At 50.9% G+C, this 22,482-nt stretch carries 25 protein-coding genes; 4 read left to right on the forward strand and 21 right to left on the reverse strand.

Going from position 1 to position 22,482, the window contains the following annotated elements; all coding sequences use genetic code 11:
• Positions 1-161: 161 nt before the first annotated feature.
• Genes CWI71_RS09245 through CWI71_RS09255 form a run of 3 tightly spaced genes read left to right on the forward strand, consistent with a single transcriptional unit; the run spans position 162 to position 5,242 of the window.
• Positions 162-2,471, forward strand: a complete 2,310-nt coding sequence (locus CWI71_RS09245) for a TonB-dependent receptor (protein ID WP_241967683.1) — start codon at positions 162-164, stop codon at positions 2,469-2,471.
• Positions 2,472-2,488: 17 nt separating this feature from the next.
• Positions 2,489-4,630, forward strand: a complete 2,142-nt coding sequence (locus CWI71_RS09250) for an FAD-dependent oxidoreductase (protein ID WP_126754985.1) — start codon at positions 2,489-2,491, stop codon at positions 4,628-4,630.
• Between the two features lie 18 nt (positions 4,631-4,648).
• Positions 4,649-5,242, forward strand: coding sequence for a uracil-DNA glycosylase family protein (locus CWI71_RS09255; protein WP_126754986.1), 594 nt, complete (start codon positions 4,649-4,651; stop codon positions 5,240-5,242).
• Here the strand turns inward: CWI71_RS09255 and CWI71_RS09260 are convergent.
• Complete coding sequence (locus CWI71_RS09260; protein WP_126754987.1) at positions 5,239-5,925, reverse strand: DUF6920 family protein; 687 nt, start codon at positions 5,923-5,925, stop codon at positions 5,239-5,241. The genes CWI71_RS09255 and CWI71_RS09260 overlap by 4 nt on opposite strands.
• A gap of 63 nt (positions 5,926-5,988) precedes the next feature.
• On the opposite strand from CWI71_RS09260, the gene CWI71_RS09265 reads away from it, so the two are divergent.
• On the forward strand, positions 5,989-6,624 hold the full coding sequence (locus CWI71_RS09265) for a cation efflux transmembrane domain-containing protein (protein ID WP_126754988.1): 636 nt from the start codon (positions 5,989-5,991) through the stop codon (positions 6,622-6,624).
• Between the two features lies 1 nt (position 6,625).
• Here the strand turns inward: CWI71_RS09265 and CWI71_RS09270 are convergent, their stop codons facing one another.
• From CWI71_RS09270 to atpH, 20 genes are all read right to left on the reverse strand, one after another.
• Positions 6,626-8,455 (reverse strand): Lnb N-terminal periplasmic domain-containing protein, encoded by a 1,830-nt coding sequence (locus tag CWI71_RS09270; protein ID WP_157981089.1) that lies wholly within the window; start codon positions 8,453-8,455, stop codon positions 6,626-6,628.
• Positions 8,456-8,518: 63 nt separating this feature from the next.
• Positions 8,519-9,019: a DUF3015 family protein gene (locus CWI71_RS09275; protein WP_126754990.1), complete on the reverse strand. Its 501-nt coding sequence runs from the start codon at positions 9,017-9,019 to the stop codon at positions 8,519-8,521.
• A gap of 34 nt (positions 9,020-9,053) precedes the next feature.
• Positions 9,054-9,626 (reverse strand): hypothetical protein, encoded by a 573-nt coding sequence (locus tag CWI71_RS09280; protein ID WP_126754991.1) that lies wholly within the window; start codon positions 9,624-9,626, stop codon positions 9,054-9,056.
• A 48-nt stretch (positions 9,627-9,674) separates the two neighbouring features.
• Positions 9,675-9,926, reverse strand: a complete 252-nt coding sequence (locus CWI71_RS09285; RefSeq protein WP_126754992.1) for a hypothetical protein — start codon at positions 9,924-9,926, stop codon at positions 9,675-9,677.
• Between the two features lie 60 nt (positions 9,927-9,986).
• Positions 9,987-10,232 carry a GlsB/YeaQ/YmgE family stress response membrane protein gene (locus tag CWI71_RS09290; protein WP_126754993.1) on the reverse strand — a complete coding sequence of 82 codons (246 nt, stop codon included), beginning with the start codon at positions 10,230-10,232 and terminating at the stop codon, positions 9,987-9,989.
• A gap of 85 nt (positions 10,233-10,317) precedes the next feature.
• Complete coding sequence (locus tag CWI71_RS09295; protein WP_126754994.1) at positions 10,318-10,671, reverse strand: DUF488 domain-containing protein; 354 nt, start codon at positions 10,669-10,671, stop codon at positions 10,318-10,320.
• 43 nt (positions 10,672-10,714) lie between these two features.
• Positions 10,715-10,966, reverse strand: coding sequence for a hypothetical protein (locus CWI71_RS09300; RefSeq protein ID WP_126754995.1), 252 nt, complete (start codon positions 10,964-10,966; stop codon positions 10,715-10,717).
• 6 nt (positions 10,967-10,972) lie between these two features.
• The gene (locus CWI71_RS09305; protein ID WP_126754996.1) at positions 10,973-11,914 is read right to left on the reverse strand and encodes a hypothetical protein; all 942 of its coding nucleotides are present in this window, start codon (positions 11,912-11,914) and stop codon (positions 10,973-10,975) included.
• 66 nt (positions 11,915-11,980) lie between these two features.
• Positions 11,981-12,778, reverse strand: a complete 798-nt coding sequence (locus CWI71_RS09310; RefSeq protein WP_126754997.1) for a PhzF family phenazine biosynthesis protein — start codon at positions 12,776-12,778, stop codon at positions 11,981-11,983.
• A 35-nt stretch (positions 12,779-12,813) separates the two neighbouring features.
• The gene (locus CWI71_RS09315) at positions 12,814-13,095 is read right to left on the reverse strand and encodes a type II toxin-antitoxin system RelE family toxin (RefSeq protein WP_126754998.1); all 282 of its coding nucleotides are present in this window, start codon (positions 13,093-13,095) and stop codon (positions 12,814-12,816) included.
• Positions 13,085-13,336 carry a type II toxin-antitoxin system Phd/YefM family antitoxin gene (locus CWI71_RS09320; protein WP_126754999.1) on the reverse strand — a complete coding sequence of 84 codons (252 nt, stop codon included), beginning with the start codon at positions 13,334-13,336 and terminating at the stop codon, positions 13,085-13,087. The genes CWI71_RS09315 and CWI71_RS09320 overlap by 11 nt, the downstream gene beginning before the upstream one ends.
• 87 nt (positions 13,337-13,423) lie before the next feature.
• Positions 13,424-13,831 carry a hypothetical protein gene (locus CWI71_RS09325; RefSeq protein ID WP_126755000.1) on the reverse strand — a complete coding sequence of 136 codons (408 nt, stop codon included), beginning with the start codon at positions 13,829-13,831 and terminating at the stop codon, positions 13,424-13,426.
• Positions 13,824-14,159, reverse strand: a complete 336-nt coding sequence (locus CWI71_RS09330; RefSeq protein ID WP_126755001.1) for a hypothetical protein — start codon at positions 14,157-14,159, stop codon at positions 13,824-13,826. The genes CWI71_RS09325 and CWI71_RS09330 overlap by 8 nt, the downstream gene beginning before the upstream one ends.
• Before the next feature lie 56 nt (positions 14,160-14,215).
• Positions 14,216-16,048 (reverse strand): glutamine--fructose-6-phosphate transaminase (isomerizing), encoded by a 1,833-nt coding sequence (gene glmS / locus CWI71_RS09335; protein WP_126755002.1) that lies wholly within the window; start codon positions 16,046-16,048, stop codon positions 14,216-14,218.
• 5 nt (positions 16,049-16,053) lie between these two features.
• Positions 16,054-17,418, reverse strand: a complete 1,365-nt coding sequence (gene glmU, locus CWI71_RS09340; RefSeq protein WP_126755003.1) for a bifunctional UDP-N-acetylglucosamine diphosphorylase/glucosamine-1-phosphate N-acetyltransferase GlmU — start codon at positions 17,416-17,418, stop codon at positions 16,054-16,056.
• 177 nt (positions 17,419-17,595) lie between these two features.
• On the reverse strand, positions 17,596-18,012 hold the full coding sequence (locus CWI71_RS09345) for a F0F1 ATP synthase subunit epsilon (RefSeq protein WP_126755004.1): 417 nt from the start codon (positions 18,010-18,012) through the stop codon (positions 17,596-17,598).
• 16 nt (positions 18,013-18,028) lie between these two features.
• Positions 18,029-19,414 (reverse strand): F0F1 ATP synthase subunit beta, encoded by a 1,386-nt coding sequence (gene atpD / locus CWI71_RS09350; RefSeq protein WP_126755005.1) that lies wholly within the window; start codon positions 19,412-19,414, stop codon positions 18,029-18,031.
• Between the two features lie 39 nt (positions 19,415-19,453).
• Positions 19,454-20,326 carry a F0F1 ATP synthase subunit gamma gene (gene atpG, locus CWI71_RS09355; RefSeq protein ID WP_126755006.1) on the reverse strand — a complete coding sequence of 291 codons (873 nt, stop codon included), beginning with the start codon at positions 20,324-20,326 and terminating at the stop codon, positions 19,454-19,456.
• 58 nt (positions 20,327-20,384) lie between these two features.
• Entirely contained in the window at positions 20,385-21,926 is a 1,542-nt protein-coding gene (gene atpA / locus CWI71_RS09360; protein ID WP_126755007.1) for a F0F1 ATP synthase subunit alpha, read from the reverse strand.
• Positions 21,927-21,940: 14 nt separating this feature from the next.
• Positions 21,941-22,474: a F0F1 ATP synthase subunit delta gene (gene atpH / locus CWI71_RS09365; RefSeq protein WP_126755008.1), complete on the reverse strand. Its 534-nt coding sequence runs from the start codon at positions 22,472-22,474 to the stop codon at positions 21,941-21,943.
• Positions 22,475-22,482: the final 8 nt, after the last annotated feature.

A 22,482-nucleotide genomic window follows, 5' to 3' on the forward strand; every position in this document is an offset into this window, starting at 1 on the left:
TTAATTGCTCGGTGGATTCCGTTGTTTCTGTTGCTAAATTCGGCGAATGAGTCATTTACCGACTACCCTTAAACCATTGATACTTAAAAAGTGATGGTAAACTAATTTCTGAGTCTGCACGTAACGACTAGTTCTGACACAAGAATCTGGAGGCATCCTTGGTGAAAATCATATCAATTCTCGCTTTGTTCCCGCTCGCAACGACCGCGCAACAAGTTCAGCCTGACGAAATTATTGACGTTGAGGGCGAACGTGAAGAACTGGTCTTACCCAGTGAACAGCCGGTGGAGGGTATTTTCGGTGCCAGCGATACCCTGCAAAGCATTGCCCGTTCAGCGACGGTGATCAGCGAGTCATTGATTGAGCAGGGCAATATTGATGATCTTCACGATATCTCGCGCTTTGCGCCGAACAGCTACGCTGCCGCTGGTTTTGGTAATCCGTCGTTGCCCAGTTTACGGGGTCAGCTTGGCGAGTTATTTGAAGCAGGCATGCGCCGTCAGGCAGGTAATAATGGTCTGGGTATTCCCATCTCGCTAAACCCCGTGGGCAGTATTGCGGTAGTGAAAGGTGCGCCTCCGGTCATGCTGGGCACCACGCAGCGGGTGGGTGGCTTTGTCAACTTACAGCCAAAACGCGCCCAGCTGGATCAGCATCGTACTCAACTACGCGCCCGCATCGGCGAATGGAATCAGTACCGTGGCCAGATCGATCACAATGCGGTGCTGCAGGAAAATAAACAGGCCGTGCGGATCAGCGCGGAAGTGATTGACGAGGACAGCTTTTACGATTACACCCATTTACGCAGTGATGACCTGTTTTTGGCCTATGAATGGCAGCCCGACACCGATACGCGATGGTCGCTGGCGCTGGAATACTACGATGTCAGCTGGACCGATAACGCCGGCATCAACCGCCCCACACAAGCCCTGATTGACGATAACTTATACATTACCGGACAAGGGCAACAACCGAACGGCTCTTTTGTGCCCGGCGCGATGGCGGTTATTAGCCCGACCGGTGAGGTGGTCATCGATCGCAGCACAGTGCTGACCGATCCGCTCGATACCAACACCGCCGCTACCTGGCTGTTGCACTCGGTGCACGAGCAGCAGCTTAGCGCAGACTGGTTAATGTTCAATCGCAGCTACTATCAGCATATAAATCGCGAAGGTATTAATCAAAACAGCTTTGTCGAGATTATCGACGGCGCGGAAACATTCGAGCATCGCCTTGAGTTCCATTACCAGGGCAACACTATTATCGGTGCGAACTTGCGGTATAACGACGTGCTCGGTTACAGCCAGTTCACCACCGAAGCCGACGCGCCAATTGACTTAACAGGCACACTTGAGCAGCGTCGCATTCCCTTAACTCCTGCACAAAAAGCGCGGTTGGTTGAACTGCGTCCCGGCGTATGGGTATCACCCGGCACGCAGTATGATATCGACGGCGATGGTGCCGGCGACTTCAATTTGTCAGACACGACGGACTCAACCAGCTACCAGTGGGGTCTGTTTGCTCAGCAACAATGGCAACTGACTGAAAAGCTACTGTTCACGGCCGGTCTGCGCGCCGATTATTATGATGTTGAGGCTCGCGACCCCATCGCACCAGCAGGCGTTACTCCCGGTCGCGATACCCACAACGAGTGGCTGACAGCCGCCAGCCTGGCGCTGCAATATCAGCTGAATCCCGACGTCATTTTTTATGGTACGGCGTATGAAAGCGATTCAACCTCAAACTCGATGGCCGGCGGTACTGTACTCAATGCCAGTCAGGAAATTGACGCACAGAATTTTGCCACTGAGAACGAGCTCTATGAGTTGGGCGTGAAATATGCTCCCGCCGGTAGCCGCTGGTATGCCGACGCGGTGCTATTTGATCAGGTACGTAGTCTGCGTAATCGCGACGGCTCCAATAGCGGTATTGCTACCTCGGGTATTGAGGGACAATGGCACTACGCGCACGAGGACGGCCACTGGCTGACGCTGGCAGCGAGCTATATTGACGCGCATTATGATAACAGTGCGGCGTTTCAGGGCACCCGTAAGGTCGTTGACGCCTTTGACGACTCACGTCCCGACATTATTGAGGGTACAGGTGTCGGCGCACCCAACTTCACTGCTTTTCCCGCATCGAATCAGCAATTGCAGGGCGTACCTGAGGTGCAGGCATCGCTGGCCGGTAGTTGGTACATCAGCGATATCTGGCGCATTGGCGGCGATGTCAGTTATACCAAGTCGTACCCGCTGGATTACTTACAGACGGTATTTATTCGTGACCAGCACCAACTAAACCTGAATACTGAGTTCCATTTTACGTCGCAGTTCAGCGCGCGACTGGACGTCATTAACGTGACTGATCAGGATAATTGGTCGCCGGTATTTGAGGGCGGCTACTTTGGCGCCGATCTTGCGTTTCCGTCATTGCCACGGCATGCTCAACTCACTTTTAGTTATCACTTTTAAGCGAGGCGCGTAACCCGATGTCGATTAAAAAAGTGCTCTTTATTGCGGTTATAGCGGCATCGTTTGCCAGTATCTTCATTTACGATCTGACCGATTATTTAACCCTTGAGCAACTTAAGCAGCAGCAACAGGCGCTCAATCAGCTTTTTGCCGAGCGCCCGTTATTTATGTTTTCGCTGTACTTCCTGATTTATGTCGTCAGTGCCGCTTTATCATTGCCAGGGGCAACCGTTCTCACTGTCGGCGCGGGTGCGATATTCGGTTTTGGCTGGGGTCTGTTACTGGCTTCTTTCGCAAGTTCTGTGGGCGCTTTATTGGCCTTTTTAAGCGCCCGGTGGTTGTTACATGACTGGGTACAAAAGAAGTTCAGCAACCGGCTGAAGGCAATCAATGCCGGCATTGAGCGTGAAGGTGCGTTTTACCTGCTCAGCTTGCGTCTGGTACCGCTGTTTCCGTTCTTTGTCATTAACCTGGTGATGGGTCTGACGAAAATCAAAGCCCGGACCTATTACTGGGTCAGCCAGGTGGGTATGTTGCTGGCCACCGCCGTCTTCGTGAACGCGGGTACCCAACTGGCACAGGTCGAAAAATTGGGCGACATTCTCTCGCTGGACATGTTAATTGCCCTGATTTTACTCGCGCTGGTACCCATCATGGCCAAATTCGTGTTGTCGTTTCTTAAATATCAACGCGCCTACCGGGGCTATAGCAAACCCAAAACTTTTGATAATAATCTGATTGTTATTGGTGCAGGCTCTGCTGGGTTGGTAAGTGCTTACATAGCGGCTGCAGTCAAAGCCAAAGTCACGTTAATTGAAAAAGACAAAATGGGCGGCGACTGTCTCAATACCGGTTGTGTGCCGTCTAAGTCGTTGCTGCATGTGGCAAAAAGTATCCGACAGACGCGTGACGCGCAGGCGCTAGGGGTCAATAGCCAAGTTAAAGATATCGATTTTGGCAAGGTCATGGATAAGGTCGCCGAAGTCATCGCGAAAATAGCGCCCCATGACTCTGTTGAACGCTACACCGATTTAGGTGTGAATGTAGTAAACGGCGAAGCGAAGGTGGTTACCCCCTGGGAGGTTGAAGTGAGAACTGCAGAAGGCACGCAGACGCTGACCTCACGCAGTATTATTATTGCCACCGGGGCGCGGCCACTGGTTCCCGATTTTCCCGGCATTGATAAGCTCGACTACCTCACTTCCGAAAATTTATGGCAGCTACGCGACCTTCCTAAGCGCTTGTTAGTGCTTGGTGGCGGACCCATTGGCTGTGAACTGGCGCAAGCCTTCCGCTTACTGGGCAGTGAGGTCACCATTGTGGAAATGGGTCCACGCGTACTTGCCAACGATGACACCGATAGTGCCGCGTTCGTACAGCACCAGTTGCGTGAAGACGGTATTGATTTGCGCTTGAATCATAAAGCTAAACGTTTTGTCGAAGAAGACGGTGAGTGGCAGCTCATAGCTGAACATGAACAAGAAGAGGTGAAGCTTGGTTTTGAGCGGGTACTGATCGCGCTCGGCCGTAGTGCAAATACCAGCGGATTTGGTTTAGAAGAGCTGGGCGTCAAGATGGATAAGACCTTGCAGCTGGACGAGCTACTCCAAACCAATTACCCGAATATCTATGCCTGTGGCGATGTGGCCGGCCCTTACCAGTTTACCCATGTCGCGTCACATCAGGCCTGGTATGCCGCCGTCAATGCGCTGTTTACGCCGTTTAAGAGCTTCCGGGTCGATTACTCGGTGATCCCATGGGTAACTTATACGACACCTGAGGTGGCGACGGTGGGGCTTACGGAAGCCGAGGCAGAGCGTGTCGGTAAAGAGTATGAAGTGACCGAATACGATATCAGTGATCTGGACCGGGCCATTGCCGAACATCAGGCGTACGGAAGGATTAAAGTGCTGACCGAACCAGGCAAAGACAAAATTCTGGGAGTGAACATTGTTGGTGCGCAGGCGGGGGAGTTACTTGCTGAGTATGTGCTGGCAATGAAGCACAATATCGGCTTGAATAAGATCTTAGGTACCATTCATAGTTATCCGACCATGGCTGAGGCCAACAAATATGTGGCGGGTAACTGGAAACGCGCGCATGCACCAGAGAAGTTACTGGCGTGGGTGGAAAAATTCCATCGCTGGCGCCGTGCATAGTAAACCATAGGTGAGGAGATGTCTTTAGACAACCTACTTGAGCATGTTCGCGCCTGCCGGGTCTGTGAGGAGAACTTACCTTTTGGCGCGCGGCCGGTGCTGCAAGCTTCTTCACAAGCACGCATTCTTATCGCCGGCCAGGCACCGGGGCGGCGCGTGCACGCAACGGGCCTGCCGTTTAATGACCCCAGCGGAGACCGCCTCCGGCAGTGGTTAGGCGTGGATCGCCAGCAATTCTACGACGCCCGCCTGTTCGCCATCATGCCCATGGGCTTTTGCTATCCGGGCACCGGCAAAAGTGGCGACTTACCGCCACGCCCGGAATGCGCGCCGCTATGGCGTAAGCGTCTGATGGCCGAACTACCCGCATTGGAACTGGTGTTACCCATTGGCCAGTACGCGATTAACTGGCACTTAGCTGAGCAGGGCATGATTGCAAAAAAACAAACCCTGACCGAAACGGTGAAACAGTGGCAGCAGTTCTGGCCCCATGTTTTACCCATGCCGCACCCAAGCCCGCGCAATAATCTCTGGCTGCGACGCAATCCCTGGTTTGAAGAAGAAATTATTCCGCATCTGCAGCAGCGCGTGCAAAGCCTGATCAATCGCTAAGCAAATTTATAGTGGGCACCGGCAAGGTTACCACGCCATACCCACTGCCACTGACCGTCCATTTGCCAGCCGATTTCAGCGAAGTGGGGGATTTGCATGCCCGCTACCTCGCGGTAGTCGGCAATACGTCCACGCCAGGGCATACGCCTGTAAGTTTTACCGACACGGGCGAAACGTCCGGGACAAAAAACCTCTTTGATCGCGCCGTTACTGGCAAAGGTAAACTCCAGCTCGACCTCAAGCTCGCCATGTTCAAGGTGCGCAATGGCGCGCTCGTCATCAACTGCCCGCCACTTTACCCCATTCTCGGGTAACAAGTTGGTCGGAAACCAGACGCCCTCGGCAAGAAAGCGATGCATGGCAGCTTCATTCAGTTCATAGCGGTCCTGGTCGCGCGCAATCGTTAACCATGAGAACAGCTTCACTTTGGCACTGCCAACACCAGTCTCGTATTGGTCAATGACCTGCAGACGCAAGAAGCGACCCATCTGAATCATGGCGCGCCATTCAAAGCCGGTGGTCGAAAAGGTCTGCTCAGCAGTAAAACGAAACCACTTTTGTTGGGTCATGTCGGTACGCAGCTCGCCGTACTGGCGAAGCTCAGCATTTTTTACTTGCCGGTAGTCCGCAGGAAGCGTAAAAGCAAAATAACGTTGAACTGGTAAAGGTAAGTGTTCTGTCATCGCGATAGTTTCCTGTTAAAATAGCCGCTGATTTTAGTGTAGCGGTTATTTAACGGGAAACAGATGAGTAGTTGTTGCGGTATAGATACCCAAGCCAAACTTGATAGCGCCCAACGTAAATTGTTGTGGACAGTACTGATTCTGAATGCAGCGATGTTTTTCGTTGAATTTATTGCAGGTTGGATCGCGGAATCAAGCGGTCTGATTGCCGATTCGCTTGATATGTTGGCGGATGCTTTGGTTTACTCAGTAAGCCTCTACACAGTGGGTAAAACCTTGCGTCACAAGGCCAATGCCGCGCTGTTAAATGGCAGCCTGCAACTGCTTCTTGGCTCGCTGGTGGTGTTTGATGTCATCAAACGCATTCTGTTTGGCAGTGACCCGAACGCAGACATAATGCTTTCAGTGGCGTTTCTTGCCTTGGTGGTCAATGTCATCTGTTTTGCCATGCTCTATCGCTTCCGTAACGGCGACATTAACATTCGCGCTAGTTGGATTTGCTCACGCAATGACATGTTATTAAATGCCGGGGTCATTTTCTCGGCGCTGCTGGTCAGCTCGCAAAATGCTGCCTGGCCCGATTTACTCATCGCGCTTTTGATTGCCGGAATTGTATTGGTTTCAGCGTTGGGCATTGTCCGCAACGCGCTCCAGGTGCGTCGTGGAGAAGCTCAGCAACTTGAAGATTGCTGTGGCTGAGTTACCAATACCAGGACCAACCGAGCTGAATCCGCGATCCTTTCTGCCGGGCAACGCTTAGCCGAATATCTTGTTGGGGTGCAATGTGCCAGGCCATCTCGCATCCCGCATACCAAGGCTCTTCCAGGCGGCTGCCAGGATCGAATTCATAACGCAGAGTACACTGAGACCGCCAGCGATTTCCTTCAGATAGCCATTGTAATTGTGGTGCAGCAAGTATACCCCCGACATACGCCGAGGGGTCTCGCAACTCTGTCCTCAGGCTCAGGTTAACGCGTTCGTTCTTAATTCGGAAAGCGTGTCCGTAGCTGGCGGTTACTATGGGACTCAGATCATCAGCTGGTTGGCGCAGGCGATCGCGCTGCCACCCCAGCTCAAGCCCCCAGGAAGCACCACCATCGCCCGGTAGCCCCGAAACGCTCTCGTTAAGCGTATGCAATCGTAACAGCCAAAAGTGTTCCAGCTCCAACGAGTTCCTATCAGCGCTGAGTCCCAACTCTGCCATGGTCAATGTCGCGTTCGGTAACCTTCCTTGCTGCCGCTGTAGCACATCATAATAGGCGGGACGAAAATTCATGCTCAGCCGCGTGGCGCTATCGCTGCCGGTGTCAGTGTAATCAAGGCCGAAGCGAAGCAAACCAGGTGCTTGTGCGCTCTCTGGGGCGCTGGGCTCAGCGAGCTGCCAGTCATGGCCTGTGGTCATGGGTAACAGCATGCGCTGGCGCAGCAACTGCTGTTTTTCGCGCTGTAAGCGCTGATGTTCCGGTGTGCCCTGATCGAGCTGGTGTAAGCGGTAGGCATAAAAGTCAGTCAGCACGTCGGCCACTTTTTGCTGACTTTGCGCCGGAAAATCCGTTAACTCAAAATACCCGGGATTGCGCAGCCAGGCGTTTAGTAGTGCTTTTTCATCTGGGATCAGCTGCGACCAACGTTGTTGAAACTGGTAAAGGCGCGAAGGCTGCAGGTGTCGCTTGGCTATAGCAGCATGACCATCAATTGTGGCTTCATTGAGACGTTGAATAATATCTGCTGGCAACACAAAGGGATCGTGGCTTTGCACTAGTTGACTGTCAGTGACGAGTTCGAGCGCACGCGCCATATGATAGGCACAGTTACGTGAAGAGAAAAAATAAGCGTAGTCGGTCTGCAACAGCTCCCATAAATGCCAGATCAGTAAGCGGCTTTGCGCAGGCGAAGTACTAAGTCGGTAATTCCAGAGGTTCCGTAATTCAGCCTCGGCATAATTAATATCATAACGGTAAAAGTGCGTGGTTGAGTAAGCGGCACGGTAGCCACCTACCAACCCTTTGATGATATAGCTGACCGGGTCTTCGTCGTGCGGTACGCGCGCACCAAAGTTAAAACTGTTTGCCATGAGCTGACGTGCGCTGGTATCACTTGTACTACCCACACGAATCAGTAAATGGCCGTAAAAGCTGGCGGGGTTCTCTAAAAAACCATCGGCAAAAACAACACTCACGCTGTCAGGCGTTTGTCCGCCGAGCCACTGCATCAATTTGTCACATTGCCGGTAGTCAAAGCTGAGTAGCTGCTGCTGTGCCAGCCATGCCGCACGCGCGGGAAAGCGACACATTTGTTGCGCGTTCTCATGAAATAAACGCAGCGTCGCTCTTAGCTCGGCCTCAGCATCAACAGCGCCATTTTTAGCAAGAAAAAATGATGGCGTCTCTATCTCACTGGCGCTAGCCATTGCAGGCATATGCAATAATTTTTGCCAGGTACGGGCAGCCGCCAGTTGCGACAGGTCTGCAGCCATACTGGTAAGCGACGTCAACAGAAGTGCCAGCGCCAGCGTAAGCTTAAGTTTCATGCGTTGATCCATAAAAAAGCCCCGTACACCAGCGTGTGCGGGGCTTCGATGGTAGTATTCAGATTAGCTGGCCTGGCAATGTGCAACAGCATCAGCTGCGGTATAGTAAAGCGCTTCGGCTTTCTCAACCTGACTTTGCCCGGAGTAACTTGCCGTGCCCATATGGGCGGCATAGTCGGTACGCAATTTCTTGATTGCCTGAGGTTGTTGCGCTTGTGTACAGCCCATCAACTGTAACATTGCATTCAGATGCTCACCGTCACCAACCGCTAGCTGCTCCTCAATTTGCACATAGGATTCAGTAACGAAAATCGCGGTAAAGGTTCCTGCTCCTTCGCAGGTTTCTTGCGACACGGTAGCTGACGTCACTGCTGTAGTACCTAAGTCCCAGATAATATTCGAAATGGCTGCTGCCAGCCCATGATTAGGGAAAATCATGGCACCGATACCGCACTGCTGCCATGGGTTCACGCCACCAAATGCGTTTGCCTGCGCTTTGGGTGCTGCAAGCATATTACCGGCAATTAAAACCGCTGCCGCAGTTACTGCTAACTTACGTACCATGTTGTTATCCTTCTTTCCGTTGAGTAAGGTTAATTTAGCACTTTGGCACAGTATTTAAAGCATGCTGCCATGCGCCTTCAGCATCGAAGTCTTTCACGAGCCCGCCTTTTTCTTTTGGCTCGGTAAATGCGTCCATACCGTGCTCGATCATATAGCTGGGATGGTATTCCGGCGCGCCTAACTGTTTAATGGCCTCGCATAAACCAGGTTCCGTCAGGCGTAGTTCGATGGCTTCCTGCATAGCCACCAGGTCTTCCTGTGTGGCTGCCTGAAAGGAGTTCATACGCATCACCATTAGCCCCTGATGTGCGGTTTGATCGCTCACCCGTAAAGTATCGAAAAAACCATAGGTCATGGCTGCGGTATACATGTCAGCCGCGTCAACATAATTTTCAGCCGCTAAACACTCTGCAATACCGTTAAAAATGACAACTGGGGTCATTTTTGCATTCAGCTCGCTAAGCTGCAGACATCCAATTTGCTCGGTGGGCTTTAAATTCCCTTCCGTTTCATAATTCTGCACCTGCTGCGCTTCTGGCTGAATACTCATGCCAAGGGCAACGGCGGCAATGACCAGTACAATCAAAACGAGATATTTAGTCTTCATAAAATGCCTTGGTAACTAAAAATTAAGTTCAGAATACGTGAACCCGGACTACTTCACCATCACCTTACCGCCAATTATTTTGTAAGCGGGTGTACCCCGAATCATGGTCTCGCGGGCGAACTCCTGACCACAGGCGGGGCAGACACCTACCGCTTGCGTGTGGTCTTCGACAATACGTTCAATGAAACATTTCACCAACGCGCCTTTGCCGCCTTTACGATATTTGTAAAGCGGTGCGCGGCACTTGTTGCAACTTATCTGCACCGTGCGAAGTGGTGGTTTCTTGCGAGGTTTAGCCATGCCGGAACATGTTAATGACTGGCATGGCTAATGCAAGGCAAGTGTCAGCTGTTGCTTGAACTAAGCGCGCTTTAACGCCCGTACGATTACCAGTAATACAACGGCACCTATGGTGGCAACAATAATACTGGCAAGCAGACCGCCGTCGGTGGAAAAGCCCAGTGCCCCGAACAAAAAACCACCCAGTAGCGCACCAATAATGCCTATGGCAATATTGCCCAGCAGGCCAAAGCCGCCACCTTTCACCAGCGTACCGGCCAACCATCCGGCGATAAGCCCCACCAATAAAAACCATAAAAAACTCATGGGAAACTCCTTCTGCTATTTTTAAGTGAGAAAAATGCGATAAATCACTCTTAAACATAGCAAAGAAGCATTATTTTGGTAGCGATTAAGAAGCTAGCATTTTTAAATATTGCGCAAGTACGACCGCATTATTGTGTTCACGATCTTTTGACGCATAAAGTAGCGTCACTTGCTGGCTTTTTGCTTTTTCTGCTAACTCGCGGCAACTGTCCTGATGCTCCTTTAATTCCGCTAAATAGCTATTGCGAAACTCGGCCCAGCACGACGGGTTATCATGAAACCACTGCCGTAGATCATCGGAGGGTGCAACTGACTTCAACCAGTCATCAAGTTGCGCCTCGTCTTTTGCGAGGCCTCGTGGCCATAGCCTGTCGATAAGAACACGGTAACCATCATCCTCAGCGACCGCGTCATAAATGCGTTTCGTCTGTAACTTCATTGGCATAACACCTCCGATAGTTTCAGGGATAAATATAGAGGGGTTAGTGTTTCCCGGTAATTATTTTGCTGAGTATTTTGTCGGCCTGGTCGGTGTTCATGGCGTAAATAGTCCAAACCACGGCCAGGGCAATGATCACGACATGGGTGAGCCAGTCGCTGAAATCAATCGACCAGATAAAGGAAAGAATCCAGGCGGCGAGATATAACAGCAGTGCGGACGGCACAGAAACAAGTGCAAAGCCAGCAAAGAACAGCACAATCGCAGCCAGTTTTGTGGTGAGTAGGCGTATCATAGTGTTTTAAATCTCCTGCTCATAGTTTAGCAGTGCTTGCGCCAGTTTTTGCTCAAACGCTTCGATTTCTGCCAACTCTTTTTCTTTATCAGTGAGCGTTGCCAACATTTGCGCTTGCCGCAGTCGCATACGTAAAATATGAGCTAGTTCAGCTTCTACAACTTCGCGATTTCCTTCGTGACCGGCCGCTAATTCTTCTTCAATTTTATCAAGGCTCATAACGGTTCCACGGACCATGCCGGAACTCATCATCATGTTAAATTCGTCAATTTGCAGGCCATCCATACTGCCTTGCTTTTCATCAAGAAGATAATCGCGCAGTGCGGTATTACCAAACGCCAATGCCGTATTGTACATTTCATTATGAACTTCCGGACCCAGGCTCACATAGCTATACCAACGGTCAATGACATCGCGGTTATTTTTCATTGCCATGACACCGCGCCAGGCTTCTCCATTATTAATATCAGCGCCGAGGGCGACGAGCCTATCAAAGTGTTCAACAGTAAAACTGTCACGCCGCGAACTTACGACCACGTACATTGCCGCCGTTACCGGCCCTATCTTGGGCACTGATAACATCACCTGGTTTGCAGCTATATCGCCGCGCTCCATTAATGCCAGCATAAAGTCGGGGCGTATGCCAATCAGCTCAGGGTCATCGGCAAACAGTTTTTGAATATCCTCCAGCGAGACATCTGGGTAGCGCTTTAAAGCAAGTTCCAGGGCACTTTCTGTTGTTGCGTCGTTAGTAACTGTTTCGTCCGCACTGACAGTTGGCTGCCGGATAACAGCCGTTTCGTCGTCCTTTTTCTCGACCGCAATCGTTTCTGTCGCGGTGACTTCGACATTCTGGCGCATTAGCTCCGGTGACGACTCATCCCTCGTTAGCAGCCAACCGCCAATCACCGCAGCAATCCCTAGCGCCAACACAATAATAAATCGCATACGCAAACTCCTTTTCCAATGAATCCAAATGCTATCTCGTAGCAGTTTCGCTTCAGCATTTCTGAGCTACACTGTAATGCGCCCCTTCAGGTAGTGAGCGGCATGACCGGAAATCAGCACTCTGTCACCCTTTACCGAGCAATGAAGCACGCCGCCGCGACGCGATGCCTGATAAGCCATCAAATCATTTTTACCTAAGCGCTCAGCCCAAAAAGGCGCCAGCCCGGTGTGAATCGAACCGGTCACCGGGTCTTCATCACCGCCGTTTGCTGGCCAGAAGTAACGGGAAACAAAGTCGTAGTCAGCCGATTCGGACGAGCATGTGACCACCACGTCGTAAGGCGCCAGCTGTTTTAACGACGCATTGTCACACAATACAGAGCGAACGTCAGACTCAGATTTGTACACCACAAAGTAGGCTTGGTCGTTCCGATAAACTTCGTCAGGCGTAATCGACAAACCCGACAATAAGTTATCAGGAGTAGTGTCGACTTTTTCCGGCTTGGTGTTTGGAAAATTCATCTGTATCTGACCCGAGTCGGTTTTGCTAACAGAGAAATCACCAACCGCTTCAGCGAACAAATCAAGACGATTCAGTTGTGGGTTTTTGTCGAATAAAACAAATGCCGAAGCCAGGGTTGCGTGACCACAAAAAGGAATTTCGGTAATCGGCGAAAACCAGCGGATGTGGTAGCCGGATATTTCTTGGGGCACCAGAAATGCGGTTTCTGATAGGTTGTTTTCGGCGGCTATCGATTGCATTAACTCGTCTGACAGCCAGCTATCAGTGATCATAACCGCAGCAGGATTGCCGCTGAAAACTGCATCGGTAAAGGCGTCAACTACATTAATTTCGAGTTCCATTTTTATTCTCTAAATTTGGTTTGTTTACTAGAAAATTACTGATCTTTCAGGCTCTTATAAACCTTATCTTTATCTCGCTTGCCAACGGCTAGAACATAAACCACAAGCACATCACCAACGACTTCATAAATAAGTCGATAGCCCGCAGCGCGCAATTTTATTTTATACACTGAGCTGTAACCACTAAGCTTAGCCTTAGGTACTTTAGGATGGTGGAGCCGTTGCTCGAGTTTCTTTTTAAACTGTGCTTTTACTGGTGGTGCCAGCCGTTGCCATTCCTTCCATGCTGAAGGAACAAACTTGAGCTTATAAGTCATCTAAATCGACCTCGACGGCATCACCCATCTCCGCACGACGTTCCTCTACCAATTTGCCAAGCTCGTAATCCTCAACCACTTCCATAATCGCTTCGTAAGTTTCAGCAGGGATCAGGTAAGCTGCTGGCTTGTTATGATTCAGTACAGCAATCGGCGAACCGCTTGCCTCCGCAAGAATCGCCGAGGGATTTTTCTTCAATTCTGAAATGCTTACAGAGTAGTCGGCATGAACTTCACGCATAAAAGACCTCAAATAGGCTTGTATTTATGGACTTATTTTAGCTCTTTTTTATAGTTTTTTCATTCTTATCTTTGTAAGTGCTTGGTCCTAGCGTGGCCGTATCAGCGGTTCGACCATGTCCCCGGTTAAGTGTCTGCTTTTAAAGCGGAGCAAGTCTTCGAAGTCAAAGTCAGTAACGGCGACGCGCTCGTTGCCTTGCCAGGCGATCCGATAAGAAAGTTCCCGGGGATGACCATCGAGGCTCGCCAGTAACTCGCTCTCGTCACTACGATTCAGATCGATGACCACAATATCCGTTTGCCAGTTCGTCGTCGCGCCGCAGTTCACGATTTCTACCACCACGGCTTTCGTTTCATCCGGCGACGTCACACGCTCAAACTCTTCGGTTCCACAACTACCGCTAAAAAATAATACGATCGGCAGCCAGATAAGTAGACCGCCAATCACCACTGACCAAAACACCGCCGCGCCAGCGCTCCATAGAAATTTAAACATCGGCGTTCCCAATTGTTTCTTGGGGATGTTGCTGTTCCCGGCTGACCTTAAAAGCGATCCCGCCCGTCTTTTTCGCCACGAGGTTATAAACCCAGGTAATGATCAACACAAAGATATAGGTAAAGATGGCGTAGAACACGGGCGCAAGTATCACACTGAATAACGAGTAACTAAAGATCATCGTAGCGCCAGCGTCAAAATTCCCGATCAACCCGACTAATCCCATAAGCAGAGACAAGGGCAAAAAACCTAAAATTGTCGCCCAAAATGCCACCAAAGCGCAGACGACTGCCGCCTTGTGCGGCTCAATGTAGGTAATTCTGTTCATTGAAAATCCTTCTCCTTAACACATAGAAAGTAAGAAGGGCGCCGAAGCGCCCTTGATCATTCTACGGTGACCGATTTCGCCAAGTTCCTTGGCTGATCGACGTCGGTGCCCTTAATAATGGCCACGAAGTACGAAAGCAGCTGTAAAGGAATGGTGTAAACGATCGGCGCGATCAGCTCTTCGCAATGGCTGACGTTAATCACCCGCATGCTCTCATCGCCTTTGAAGCGGGCGTCTTTATCGGCGAAGACATACATAATACCGCCACGCGCACGGACTTCTTCGACATTCGACTTCAGCTTCTCGAGCAATTCGTCATTCGGTGCGACCACGATAACCGGCATTTCGGCATCGATCAGCGCCAGCGGACCGTGCTTCAATTCACCAGCGGCGTAGGCTTCGGCGTGAATGTACGAGATTTCTTTTAGCTTCAGCGCACCTTCCATGGCTATCGGATACTGCGAGCCACGGCCTAAGAATAAACTGTGGTATTTGTCGGCAAATTCCGGTGCCAGCGCTTCAATTTCATCGCTCAGCAGCAAGGCTTCTTCAAGTTTTGCCGGTAAGGTTTTGAGCGCCTTCACGATCAGTTCTTGCTTGTCAGCAGACAAGCCGCGTGATTGACCCAGTGCCAGCACTAACATCATCAGACCCACTAACTGAGTAGTAAAGGCCTTAGTCGACGCAACACCAATTTCCGTGCCCGCGCGGGTCATGTAAGCCAGATCAGACTCGCGAACCATGGATGAGGTCGAGACGTTACAAATGGTCAATGAGCCCTTGTAGCCAAGCTCTTTCGATAAACGCAGTGCGGCCAGGGTGTCAGCGGTTTCACCCGACTGTGAAATGGTTACCAGCAGGCTATTCGGATGCACGTGCGACTGACGGTAACGGAATTCTGAGGCGATTTCGACGTTACATGACACACCGGCCAGAGCTTCCAACCAGTAGCGCGCCACCATGCCGGCGTGATAAGAAGTACCACAGGCAACAATTTGCACGTGCTCGATGTCTTTTAACAGCTCCATAGAGCCTTCACCAAACGCGTTGGCCGCCACTTTGCCTTCTACCAGCCGACCTTCAAGTGCATTTCGTACGGCTGCCGGTTGCTCGTGAATTTCTTTGAGCATAAAGTGGCGATAGTTGCCTTTGCCACCGGCGTCATACTGCCCGTCAGATTCGTGAATTTTGCGCTCAACACGCGCGCCCTTCGCGTCATAAACCTTCACTTCTGTGCGGGTAATGTCCGCCATGTCACCTTCTTCAAGGTACATAAACTTGCGCGTGACAGGTAATAACGCCAGCTGATCTGAAGCGATAAAGTTCTCACCAATACCCAAACCAATAACCAACGGACTGCCTGAGCGTGCCACGACCAGACGACCGGGGTCTTCACAATCCATCACCACAGTGCCGTACGCGCCTTCGAGCTGCTTGACCGCAGACTGTACCGCGTCAAACAGATCGCTATGGGTTTGCTTTTCATGATGTACCAGGTGACAGATCACTTCGGTGTCGGTGTCAGAATTAAAGGTATAACCCAGACCACGTAACTGCTCACGCAGCTTCTCGTGATTCTCAATGATGCCGTTATGGACCACGGCAATACAGTTATTCGAAATATGCGGGTGAGCGTTAGCTTCAGTAACGCCTCCATGTGTCGCCCAGCGGGTATGTGCAATACCCGTGGTGCCACTTAGCGGATGTTTGCCAACCGCGTCTTTTAATTCCTGTACCTTACCGGTACGGCGAATGCTCTCAATGGCACCGTTCTCGTTTAATACCGCCAGACCCGCAGAATCGTAACCGCGGTATTCCAGACGCTTGAGTCCTTCCAGTAGAATTTCACTAATCCGGCGCTCTGAAGTGGCGCCAACAATTCCGCACATACTACTTATCCCTTTTTCTGAGGGCGTTGCCAGCCCGTAATATTTCGTTGTTTACCGCGGGCGATACCCAGCTCGGTATCTTCCACATCCTTGGTAATGGTCGAGCCCGCACCCACGGTGGCCTGCTTGCCGATGCGTACCGGCGCAACCAGTGAGCTGTTCGAGCCAATAAAGGCGCCATCGTCGATTTGAGTGGTAGACTTATTCACGCCATCATAGTTACAAGTGATGGTGCCCGCGCCGATATTGACGCCATCGCCAACAATGGCGTCGCCCAGATAGGTCAGATGATTGGCCTTAGAGCCTTCTCCCAGGCGCGACTTTTTCATTTCCACGAAGTTGCCGACTTTAGCCTTCGCAGCAAGCACTGAACCCGGGCGTAAGCGGGCATAAGGGCCGACTTCACAGTTTTCGGCAACCTCAGCTTCTTCAACAATACTGTGTGACTTAATGCGGGTACCGGCGGCAATGCGACAGTTGCGTAAAATGCAGTTGCTTTCAATGACAACGCCTTCGCCAAGCTCGACGTCACCTTCAAAAATGACATTCACGTCAACGACAACGTCATTCGCAATGCTTACCTTACCGCGCACATCGACACGCGCCGGATCGAGCAGGGTAGCGCCGTCGATCATCAGTTGTTCAGCCTGACGCTGCTGGTACGCGCGCTCAAGCGCAGCCAGCTGCACGCGATTATTCGCGCCTTCAACTTCGTGAATATCCTGTGGCTGGGTGGAGGCAATGCGTACACCTTCCTGCGCCGCCATCGCAACGATGTCGGTGAGATAGAATTCGCCCTGGGCATTATTATTGGAAAGGGCTGAAAGCCAGCGTTTTAGTGCTTTCCCCTGAGCCAGCATCATGCCGGTATTGGCTTCAGTGACCCGTAGTTGCTCTGCTGTCGCGTCTTTTTGTTCGACAATGCCGGTAATATTGCCATTTTCATCACGCAGAATACGTCCATAGCCGGTCGGATCGGGCAGGGTGACGGTCAGCAGTGCAAGTTCGCTGCCTTTCCCGGCTTCAACCAGAGCTTGTAATGTTGCTACCCGCGTCAGCGGCACATCGCCGTATAAAATCAGCACATGCTCATCGTCGCTCAGATGGGGCACGACTTGTTGCACCGCATGCCCGGTACCGAGTTGCTGTGCCTGCTCAACGAAATTTAACGCTTGCCCACCAAGGCGCTCTAATAACGCCTCGGCCCCGTGGCCGTAAATTACATGAATGGCGTTCGAATCGAGTTGCCGGGCGCTATCGATCACATGTTGCACCATAGGTTTATGGGCAACCGGATGCAGCACTTTTGGCAATGCTGAACGCATGCGGGTGCCCTTGCCAGCGGCAAGAACCACTACACTCAATGCCATGAATCCTTCCATTTTTCGGTTAGTGAATCTGAAAGCCCTATTCTAGCGACATTACAGGAAATTAACAGGTTGAAAATTAGTTTGTAGCTCGCATAGTTAGCGCTTTTGCAGAAAATTTGCACAAATAAAAAAGCCCAGCACTTAGCTGGGCTTTTAGATTTAGTAGGCTGGTACAGATTACTTGCGAATTTTCCGGATAATCTGCAATTGTGCCAACGCCCGAGACAGTTCTGCCGCCGCTTCTGCGTAGCTAAGGTCAGAACTAGATCCTGCGATTGCTTCTTCAGCACGTTTTTTCGCTTCAAGAGCTTCCTGTTCATCAAGCTCTTCACCGCGAACGGCTGTATCAGCCAAAACCGTGACGTTGTGAGGCTGCACTTCCAGCACACCACCAGCAACGTAGATGATTTCTTCTTCACCACCTTCTTTTACCACTCGCACCATACCTGGTTTGATTTTGGTAATTAAAGGCGCGTGACCAGGGTAAATACCCAACTCACCTTCGCTACCGGTCACTTGCACGGTCTCAACGGCGCCAGTAAACAACCTGTCTTCGGCGCTGACCACGTCAAGGTGTACAGTTTTTGCTGCCATTTAAACCTCCCGGTTCTTACATTTTCTTGGCTTTTTCGACCGCTTCTTCGATGCTGCCAACCATGTAGAACGCTTGTTCCGGAAGGTCGTCGTAGTCACCGCCTAAGATGCCTTTAAAGCCAGCAATGGTGTCTTTCAACGCAACGTATTTACCAGGCGCACCGGTGAATACTTCTGCGACGAAGAATGGCTGCGACAAGAAACGCTGAATCTTACGTGCACGGGCAACGGTCATTTTGTCTTCTTCTGACAGTTCGTCCATACCCAGAATCGCGATGATGTCTTTCAGCTCTTTATAGCGCTGCAGTACTGACTGTACGCCACGGGCCACTTCATAGTGCTCTTTACCGATAACTTGCGGGTCAAGCTGACGTGAAGTTGAATCCAGTGGGTCAACCGCCGGGTAGATACCCAAAGATGCGATGTCACGTGACAATACTACGGTCGCATCCAAGTGCGCGAACGTGGTTGCCGGTGACGGGTCAGTCAAGTCATCCGCAGGTACGTATACGGCCTGGATTGACGTGATTGAACCAGTCTTGGTTGAAGTAATACGTTCCTGCAATACACCCATCTCTTCAGCAAGTGTAGGCTGATAACCTACCGCTGATGGCATACGACCCAACAATGCAGATACCTCAGTACCGGCCAGGGTGTAACGATAGATGTTATCGACGAAGAACAGTACGTCACGACCTTCATCACGGAATTTCTCCGCCATGGTCAGACCGGTCAAAGCGACACGCAGACGGTTACCAGGAGGCTCGTTCATCTGACCGTAGACCAGTGCTACTTTGTCGAGTACGTTGGAATCTTTCATCTCGTGATAGAAGTCATTACCCTCACGCGTACGCTCACCAACACCGGCGAATACTGAGTAGCCGCTGTGCTCGATAGCGATGTTACGGATAAGCTCCATCATGTTTACGGTTTTACCAACACCGGCACCACCGAACAGACCAACTTTACCACCTTTGGCGAACGGGCAAATCAAGTCGATAACTTTGATACCTGTTTCCAATAGTTCAGTTGCGCTTGACTGTTCTTCGTACGAAGGTGCTTCGCGGTGAATCGACATACGCTCTTCTTCACCGACTTCGCCCGCTTCATCAATTGGCTCACCCAATACGTTCATGATACGACCCAGGGTCTGTTTACCCACTGGTACCATGATAGGTTCGCCGGTGTTTTCTACGCTAATACCACGACGCAAGCCGTCGGTAGTACCCATTGCGATTGCCCGCACGATACCACCACCTAGCTGCTGCTGAACTTCCAAGGTCAAACCCTTGAGGTCACCGTCGGTCACCTTCAGCGCGTCGTAGACCTTTGGCACTGCTGACTGTGGAAATTCGATATCCACAACCGCGCCAATAATTTGCACGACCTTACCTTGACTCATGACATTTCCTCTAACTCTAAAATTCTTGCAAGCTTCGCCTTAAACCGCTTCGGCGCCCGATACAATTTCCGAAATTTCCTGCGTAATCGCTGCCTGACGTGCTTTGTTGTACACAAGCTGCAGCTGATCAATGAGGTCTTCGGCGTTGTCGGTAGCGGCTTTCATAGCCACCATCCGCGCTGCCTGTTCACTAGCGATGTTGTCCACCACGCCCTGATAGACCGTTGATTCGACAAAGCGTCGGATCAGCGTATCTAAAATGGCTTCTGGTGCCGGCTCGTACAGGTAGTCCCAGCTACCTGACTGCACGCGCTCACGCTCTTCGCCTTTGGCTTTTGGCAACGGTAGCAACTGCGCTATCGTTGGCTCTTGCTTCATGGTGTTCACGAACTTGTTGTACACCACGTAAAGACGATCGACGTTGCCTTTGTCAAAGGCATCGAGCATGACCTGTACAGTGCCAAGCACATCGTTCACGCCTGGCTTGTCGCCAAGACCCGAAGTTTGCGCCAGTAAACGGCCTCCAAAGCGTTTAAAGAAACCCGTTGCCTTGCTGCCAATCGCGGCAAAATCAACCTCAATACCCTGGTCTTGCTGTTGTTGAGCATGCTTGACCACCGCTTTAAATTCATTGGTGTTCAAGCCGCCACACAGACCACGGTCGGTTGAAATGACGATATAGCCAACTCGCTTCACTTCACGTTCCTCAAGGAACGGATGCTTATATTCGAGGTTGGCATGGGCAACATGGCCGATCACCTTGCGAATGCTGTCGGCATACGGACGACTTGAAGCCATCCGTTCCTGCGCCTTTTTCATTTTTGACGCAGCAACCATTTCCATTGCGCTGGTGATCTTCTGAGTATTGTTAATACTCCCGATCTTGGTTTTTATCTCTTTACCGCTGGCCATGATAATCTCCTGTTAACTCAACGACGTGTGGCCACTCTTACGATGTGGCCACTGCTCTTTACCAAGTCTGCGTTTCTTTGAAGGATTTCAGGCCTTCATGCAGCTTAGCTTCGATGTCGTCGTTATAGTTGCCAGTTTTATCAATATCAGCCATCAGATCGGCGTACTCGCTCTTCATGTACGAAATTAACGCACTTTCAAAGTCGAGGATTTTGTCCTGCGCCACATCTTTGAGGTAGCCTTTTTCAGCTGAGAAGATAGACACTGCCATCTCTGCAACGCTCATTGGCTCATATTGGTTCTGTTTCATCAGTTCGGTGACACGCTGACCGTGCTCAAGCTGAGAACGCGTTGCTTCATCAAGGTCAGAAGCAAACTGTGCGAACGCCGCAAGTTCACGATACTGTGCCAATGCCAGACGAATACCACCACCCAGTTTCTTGATGATTTTCGTCTGCGCAGCACCACCGACACGCGATACCGAGATACCTGCGTTCACAGCAGGGCGGATACCGGCGTTGAACAAGTCAGTTTCTAAGAAGATCTGACCGTCAGTGATCGAGATCACGTTGGTTGGTACGAATGCCGAGACGTCACCGGCCTGGGTTTCGATGATTGGTAATGCGGTCAGTGAACCGGTTTTACCTTTCACTTCACCGTCGGTGTATTTTTCTACGTAGTCAGCGTTAACACGCGCTGCACGCTCAAGCAAACGTGAGTGTAGGTAGAAAACGTCACCAGGATAAGCTTCACGACCTGGCGGACGACGTAGCAACAATGAAATTTGACGATAAGCAACAGCTTGCTTCGACAAATCATCGTATACGATCAGTGCGTCTTCACCGCGGTCACGGAAGAATTCACCCATGGTACAACCAGAGTAGGCTGCCAGGTATTGCAGTGCTGCTGATTCAGAAGCAGATGCTGCAACCACAATGGTGTTTTCCAGCGCGCCATGCTCTTCAAGTTTGCGTACTACAGAAGCGATGGTCGATGCTTTCTGACCGATAGCTACGTACACACACTTAATGCCAGAGTCTTTCTGGTTAATGATGGCGTCAACTGCCAACGCGGTTTTACCAGTCTGACGGTCACCGATCAGCAACTCACGCTGGCCACGACCGATTGGTACCATGGCGTCAATCGATTTATAACCGGTTTGTACCGGCTGATCGACCGATTGACGTTCGATAACGCCCGGTGCAATTTTCTCTACCGGCTCAAAACCGTCGGCGTCAATTGGACCTTTACCGTCAATTGGCTCACCCAGGGTGTTTACCACGCGGCCCAACAAGTTACGACCTACTGGTACCTCAAGGATACGGCCAGTTGAATTTACTTTAACGCCTTCTTGCAGGTCCGCATATGGACCCATTACTACGGCGCCGACGGAATCACGTTCCAGGTTCAACGCGATAGCGTAACGATTGCCAGGAAGCTCAATCATTTCACCTTGCATACAGTCAGCAAGGCCATGAATGCGGATGATACCGTCGGTTACAGAAACGATGGTACCTTCGTTACGAGCTTCACTGACCACTTCGAACTTCTCAATACGTTTTTTGATCAGTTCTGCGATTTCATTTGAATTCAGTTGCATGCTCAAGTCCCCAATTAGGATTGCAGTGCATGGGCAAGCCGATCCAGCTTGCCGCGCACCGTACCGTCAATCACGGTGTCACCAGCTTTAATGTATAAGCCACTGACAATCGCTGCATCGACACTGCAATTCAGCTTAACTTTGCGTGAAAAACGTTTTTCTAACGTTTGTGCTAGTTGGTCCTGCTGTTGCTGTGTCAGTTCGACGGCAGACGTAACTTCTACAGTGATCTCTTTTTCGTGCTCGGCACGGAGTTCAGCGTACAAGTCTTCGACAGCAGGTAAGGCTTTCAATCGACCATTTTCAGCCATCAAGCGCACGAAGTTTTGACCTTTTTCGTCCAGTTGATCACCACAAACGTTAATGAAAACCTCTACCTTTTTCTCTAGCGTTTCGGCGCTGCTCAAAAAAGTGGCCATGCTCTCGTCGCTCGCTACTGCGGCTGCGAAAGTAATCATTTCGTGCCATTTTTCGATCGCGCCTTGCTCTAGTGCAAAATCAAAAGCTGCTTTTGCATAGGGGCGAGCAACCGTAGTCAATTCTGACATTTGCACAA

Source organism: Pseudidiomarina insulisalsae (assembly GCF_003987065.1).
In the GTDB taxonomy this organism is placed as follows: domain Bacteria; phylum Pseudomonadota; class Gammaproteobacteria; order Enterobacterales; family Alteromonadaceae; genus Pseudidiomarina; species Pseudidiomarina insulisalsae.

Coding starts and splice junctions, on each gene's coding strand:
- CWI71_RS09250 (WP_126754985.1), top strand. CDS start 2,489: ATGTCGATTAAAAAAGTGCTCTTTATTGCGGTTATAGCGGCATCGTTT.
- CWI71_RS09255 (WP_126754986.1), top strand. CDS start 4,649: ATGTCTTTAGACAACCTACTTGAGCATGTTCGCGCCTGCCGGGTCTGT.
- CWI71_RS09260 (WP_126754987.1), bottom strand. CDS start 5,925: ATGACAGAACACTTACCTTTACCAGTTCAACGTTATTTTGCTTTTACG.
- CWI71_RS09265 (WP_126754988.1), top strand. CDS start 5,989: ATGAGTAGTTGTTGCGGTATAGATACCCAAGCCAAACTTGATAGCGCC.
- CWI71_RS09270 (WP_157981089.1), bottom strand. CDS start 8,455: ATGAAACTTAAGCTTACGCTGGCGCTGGCACTTCTGTTGACGTCGCTT.
- CWI71_RS09275 (WP_126754990.1), bottom strand. CDS start 9,019: ATGGTACGTAAGTTAGCAGTAACTGCGGCAGCGGTTTTAATTGCCGGT.
- CWI71_RS09280 (WP_126754991.1), bottom strand. CDS start 9,626: ATGAAGACTAAATATCTCGTTTTGATTGTACTGGTCATTGCCGCCGTT.
- CWI71_RS09285 (WP_126754992.1), bottom strand. CDS start 9,926: ATGGCTAAACCTCGCAAGAAACCACCACTTCGCACGGTGCAGATAAGT.
- CWI71_RS09290 (WP_126754993.1), bottom strand. CDS start 10,232: ATGAGTTTTTTATGGTTTTTATTGGTGGGGCTTATCGCCGGATGGTTG.
- CWI71_RS09295 (WP_126754994.1), bottom strand. CDS start 10,671: ATGAAGTTACAGACGAAACGCATTTATGACGCGGTCGCTGAGGATGAT.
- CWI71_RS09300 (WP_126754995.1), bottom strand. CDS start 10,966: ATGATACGCCTACTCACCACAAAACTGGCTGCGATTGTGCTGTTCTTT.
- CWI71_RS09305 (WP_126754996.1), bottom strand. CDS start 11,914: ATGCGATTTATTATTGTGTTGGCGCTAGGGATTGCTGCGGTGATTGGC.
- CWI71_RS09310 (WP_126754997.1), bottom strand. CDS start 12,778: ATGGAACTCGAAATTAATGTAGTTGACGCCTTTACCGATGCAGTTTTC.
- CWI71_RS09315 (WP_126754998.1), bottom strand. CDS start 13,095: ATGACTTATAAGCTCAAGTTTGTTCCTTCAGCATGGAAGGAATGGCAA.
- CWI71_RS09320 (WP_126754999.1), bottom strand. CDS start 13,336: ATGCGTGAAGTTCATGCCGACTACTCTGTAAGCATTTCAGAATTGAAG.
- CWI71_RS09325 (WP_126755000.1), bottom strand. CDS start 13,831: ATGTTTAAATTTCTATGGAGCGCTGGCGCGGCGGTGTTTTGGTCAGTG.
- CWI71_RS09330 (WP_126755001.1), bottom strand. CDS start 14,159: ATGAACAGAATTACCTACATTGAGCCGCACAAGGCGGCAGTCGTCTGC.
- glmS (WP_126755002.1), bottom strand. CDS start 16,048: ATGTGCGGAATTGTTGGCGCCACTTCAGAGCGCCGGATTAGTGAAATT.
- glmU (WP_126755003.1), bottom strand. CDS start 17,418: ATGGCATTGAGTGTAGTGGTTCTTGCCGCTGGCAAGGGCACCCGCATG.
- CWI71_RS09345 (WP_126755004.1), bottom strand. CDS start 18,012: ATGGCAGCAAAAACTGTACACCTTGACGTGGTCAGCGCCGAAGACAGG.
- atpD (WP_126755005.1), bottom strand. CDS start 19,414: ATGAGTCAAGGTAAGGTCGTGCAAATTATTGGCGCGGTTGTGGATATC.
- atpG (WP_126755006.1), bottom strand. CDS start 20,326: ATGGCCAGCGGTAAAGAGATAAAAACCAAGATCGGGAGTATTAACAAT.
- atpA (WP_126755007.1), bottom strand. CDS start 21,926: ATGCAACTGAATTCAAATGAAATCGCAGAACTGATCAAAAAACGTATT.
- atpH (WP_126755008.1), bottom strand. CDS start 22,474: ATGTCAGAATTGACTACGGTTGCTCGCCCCTATGCAAAAGCAGCTTTT.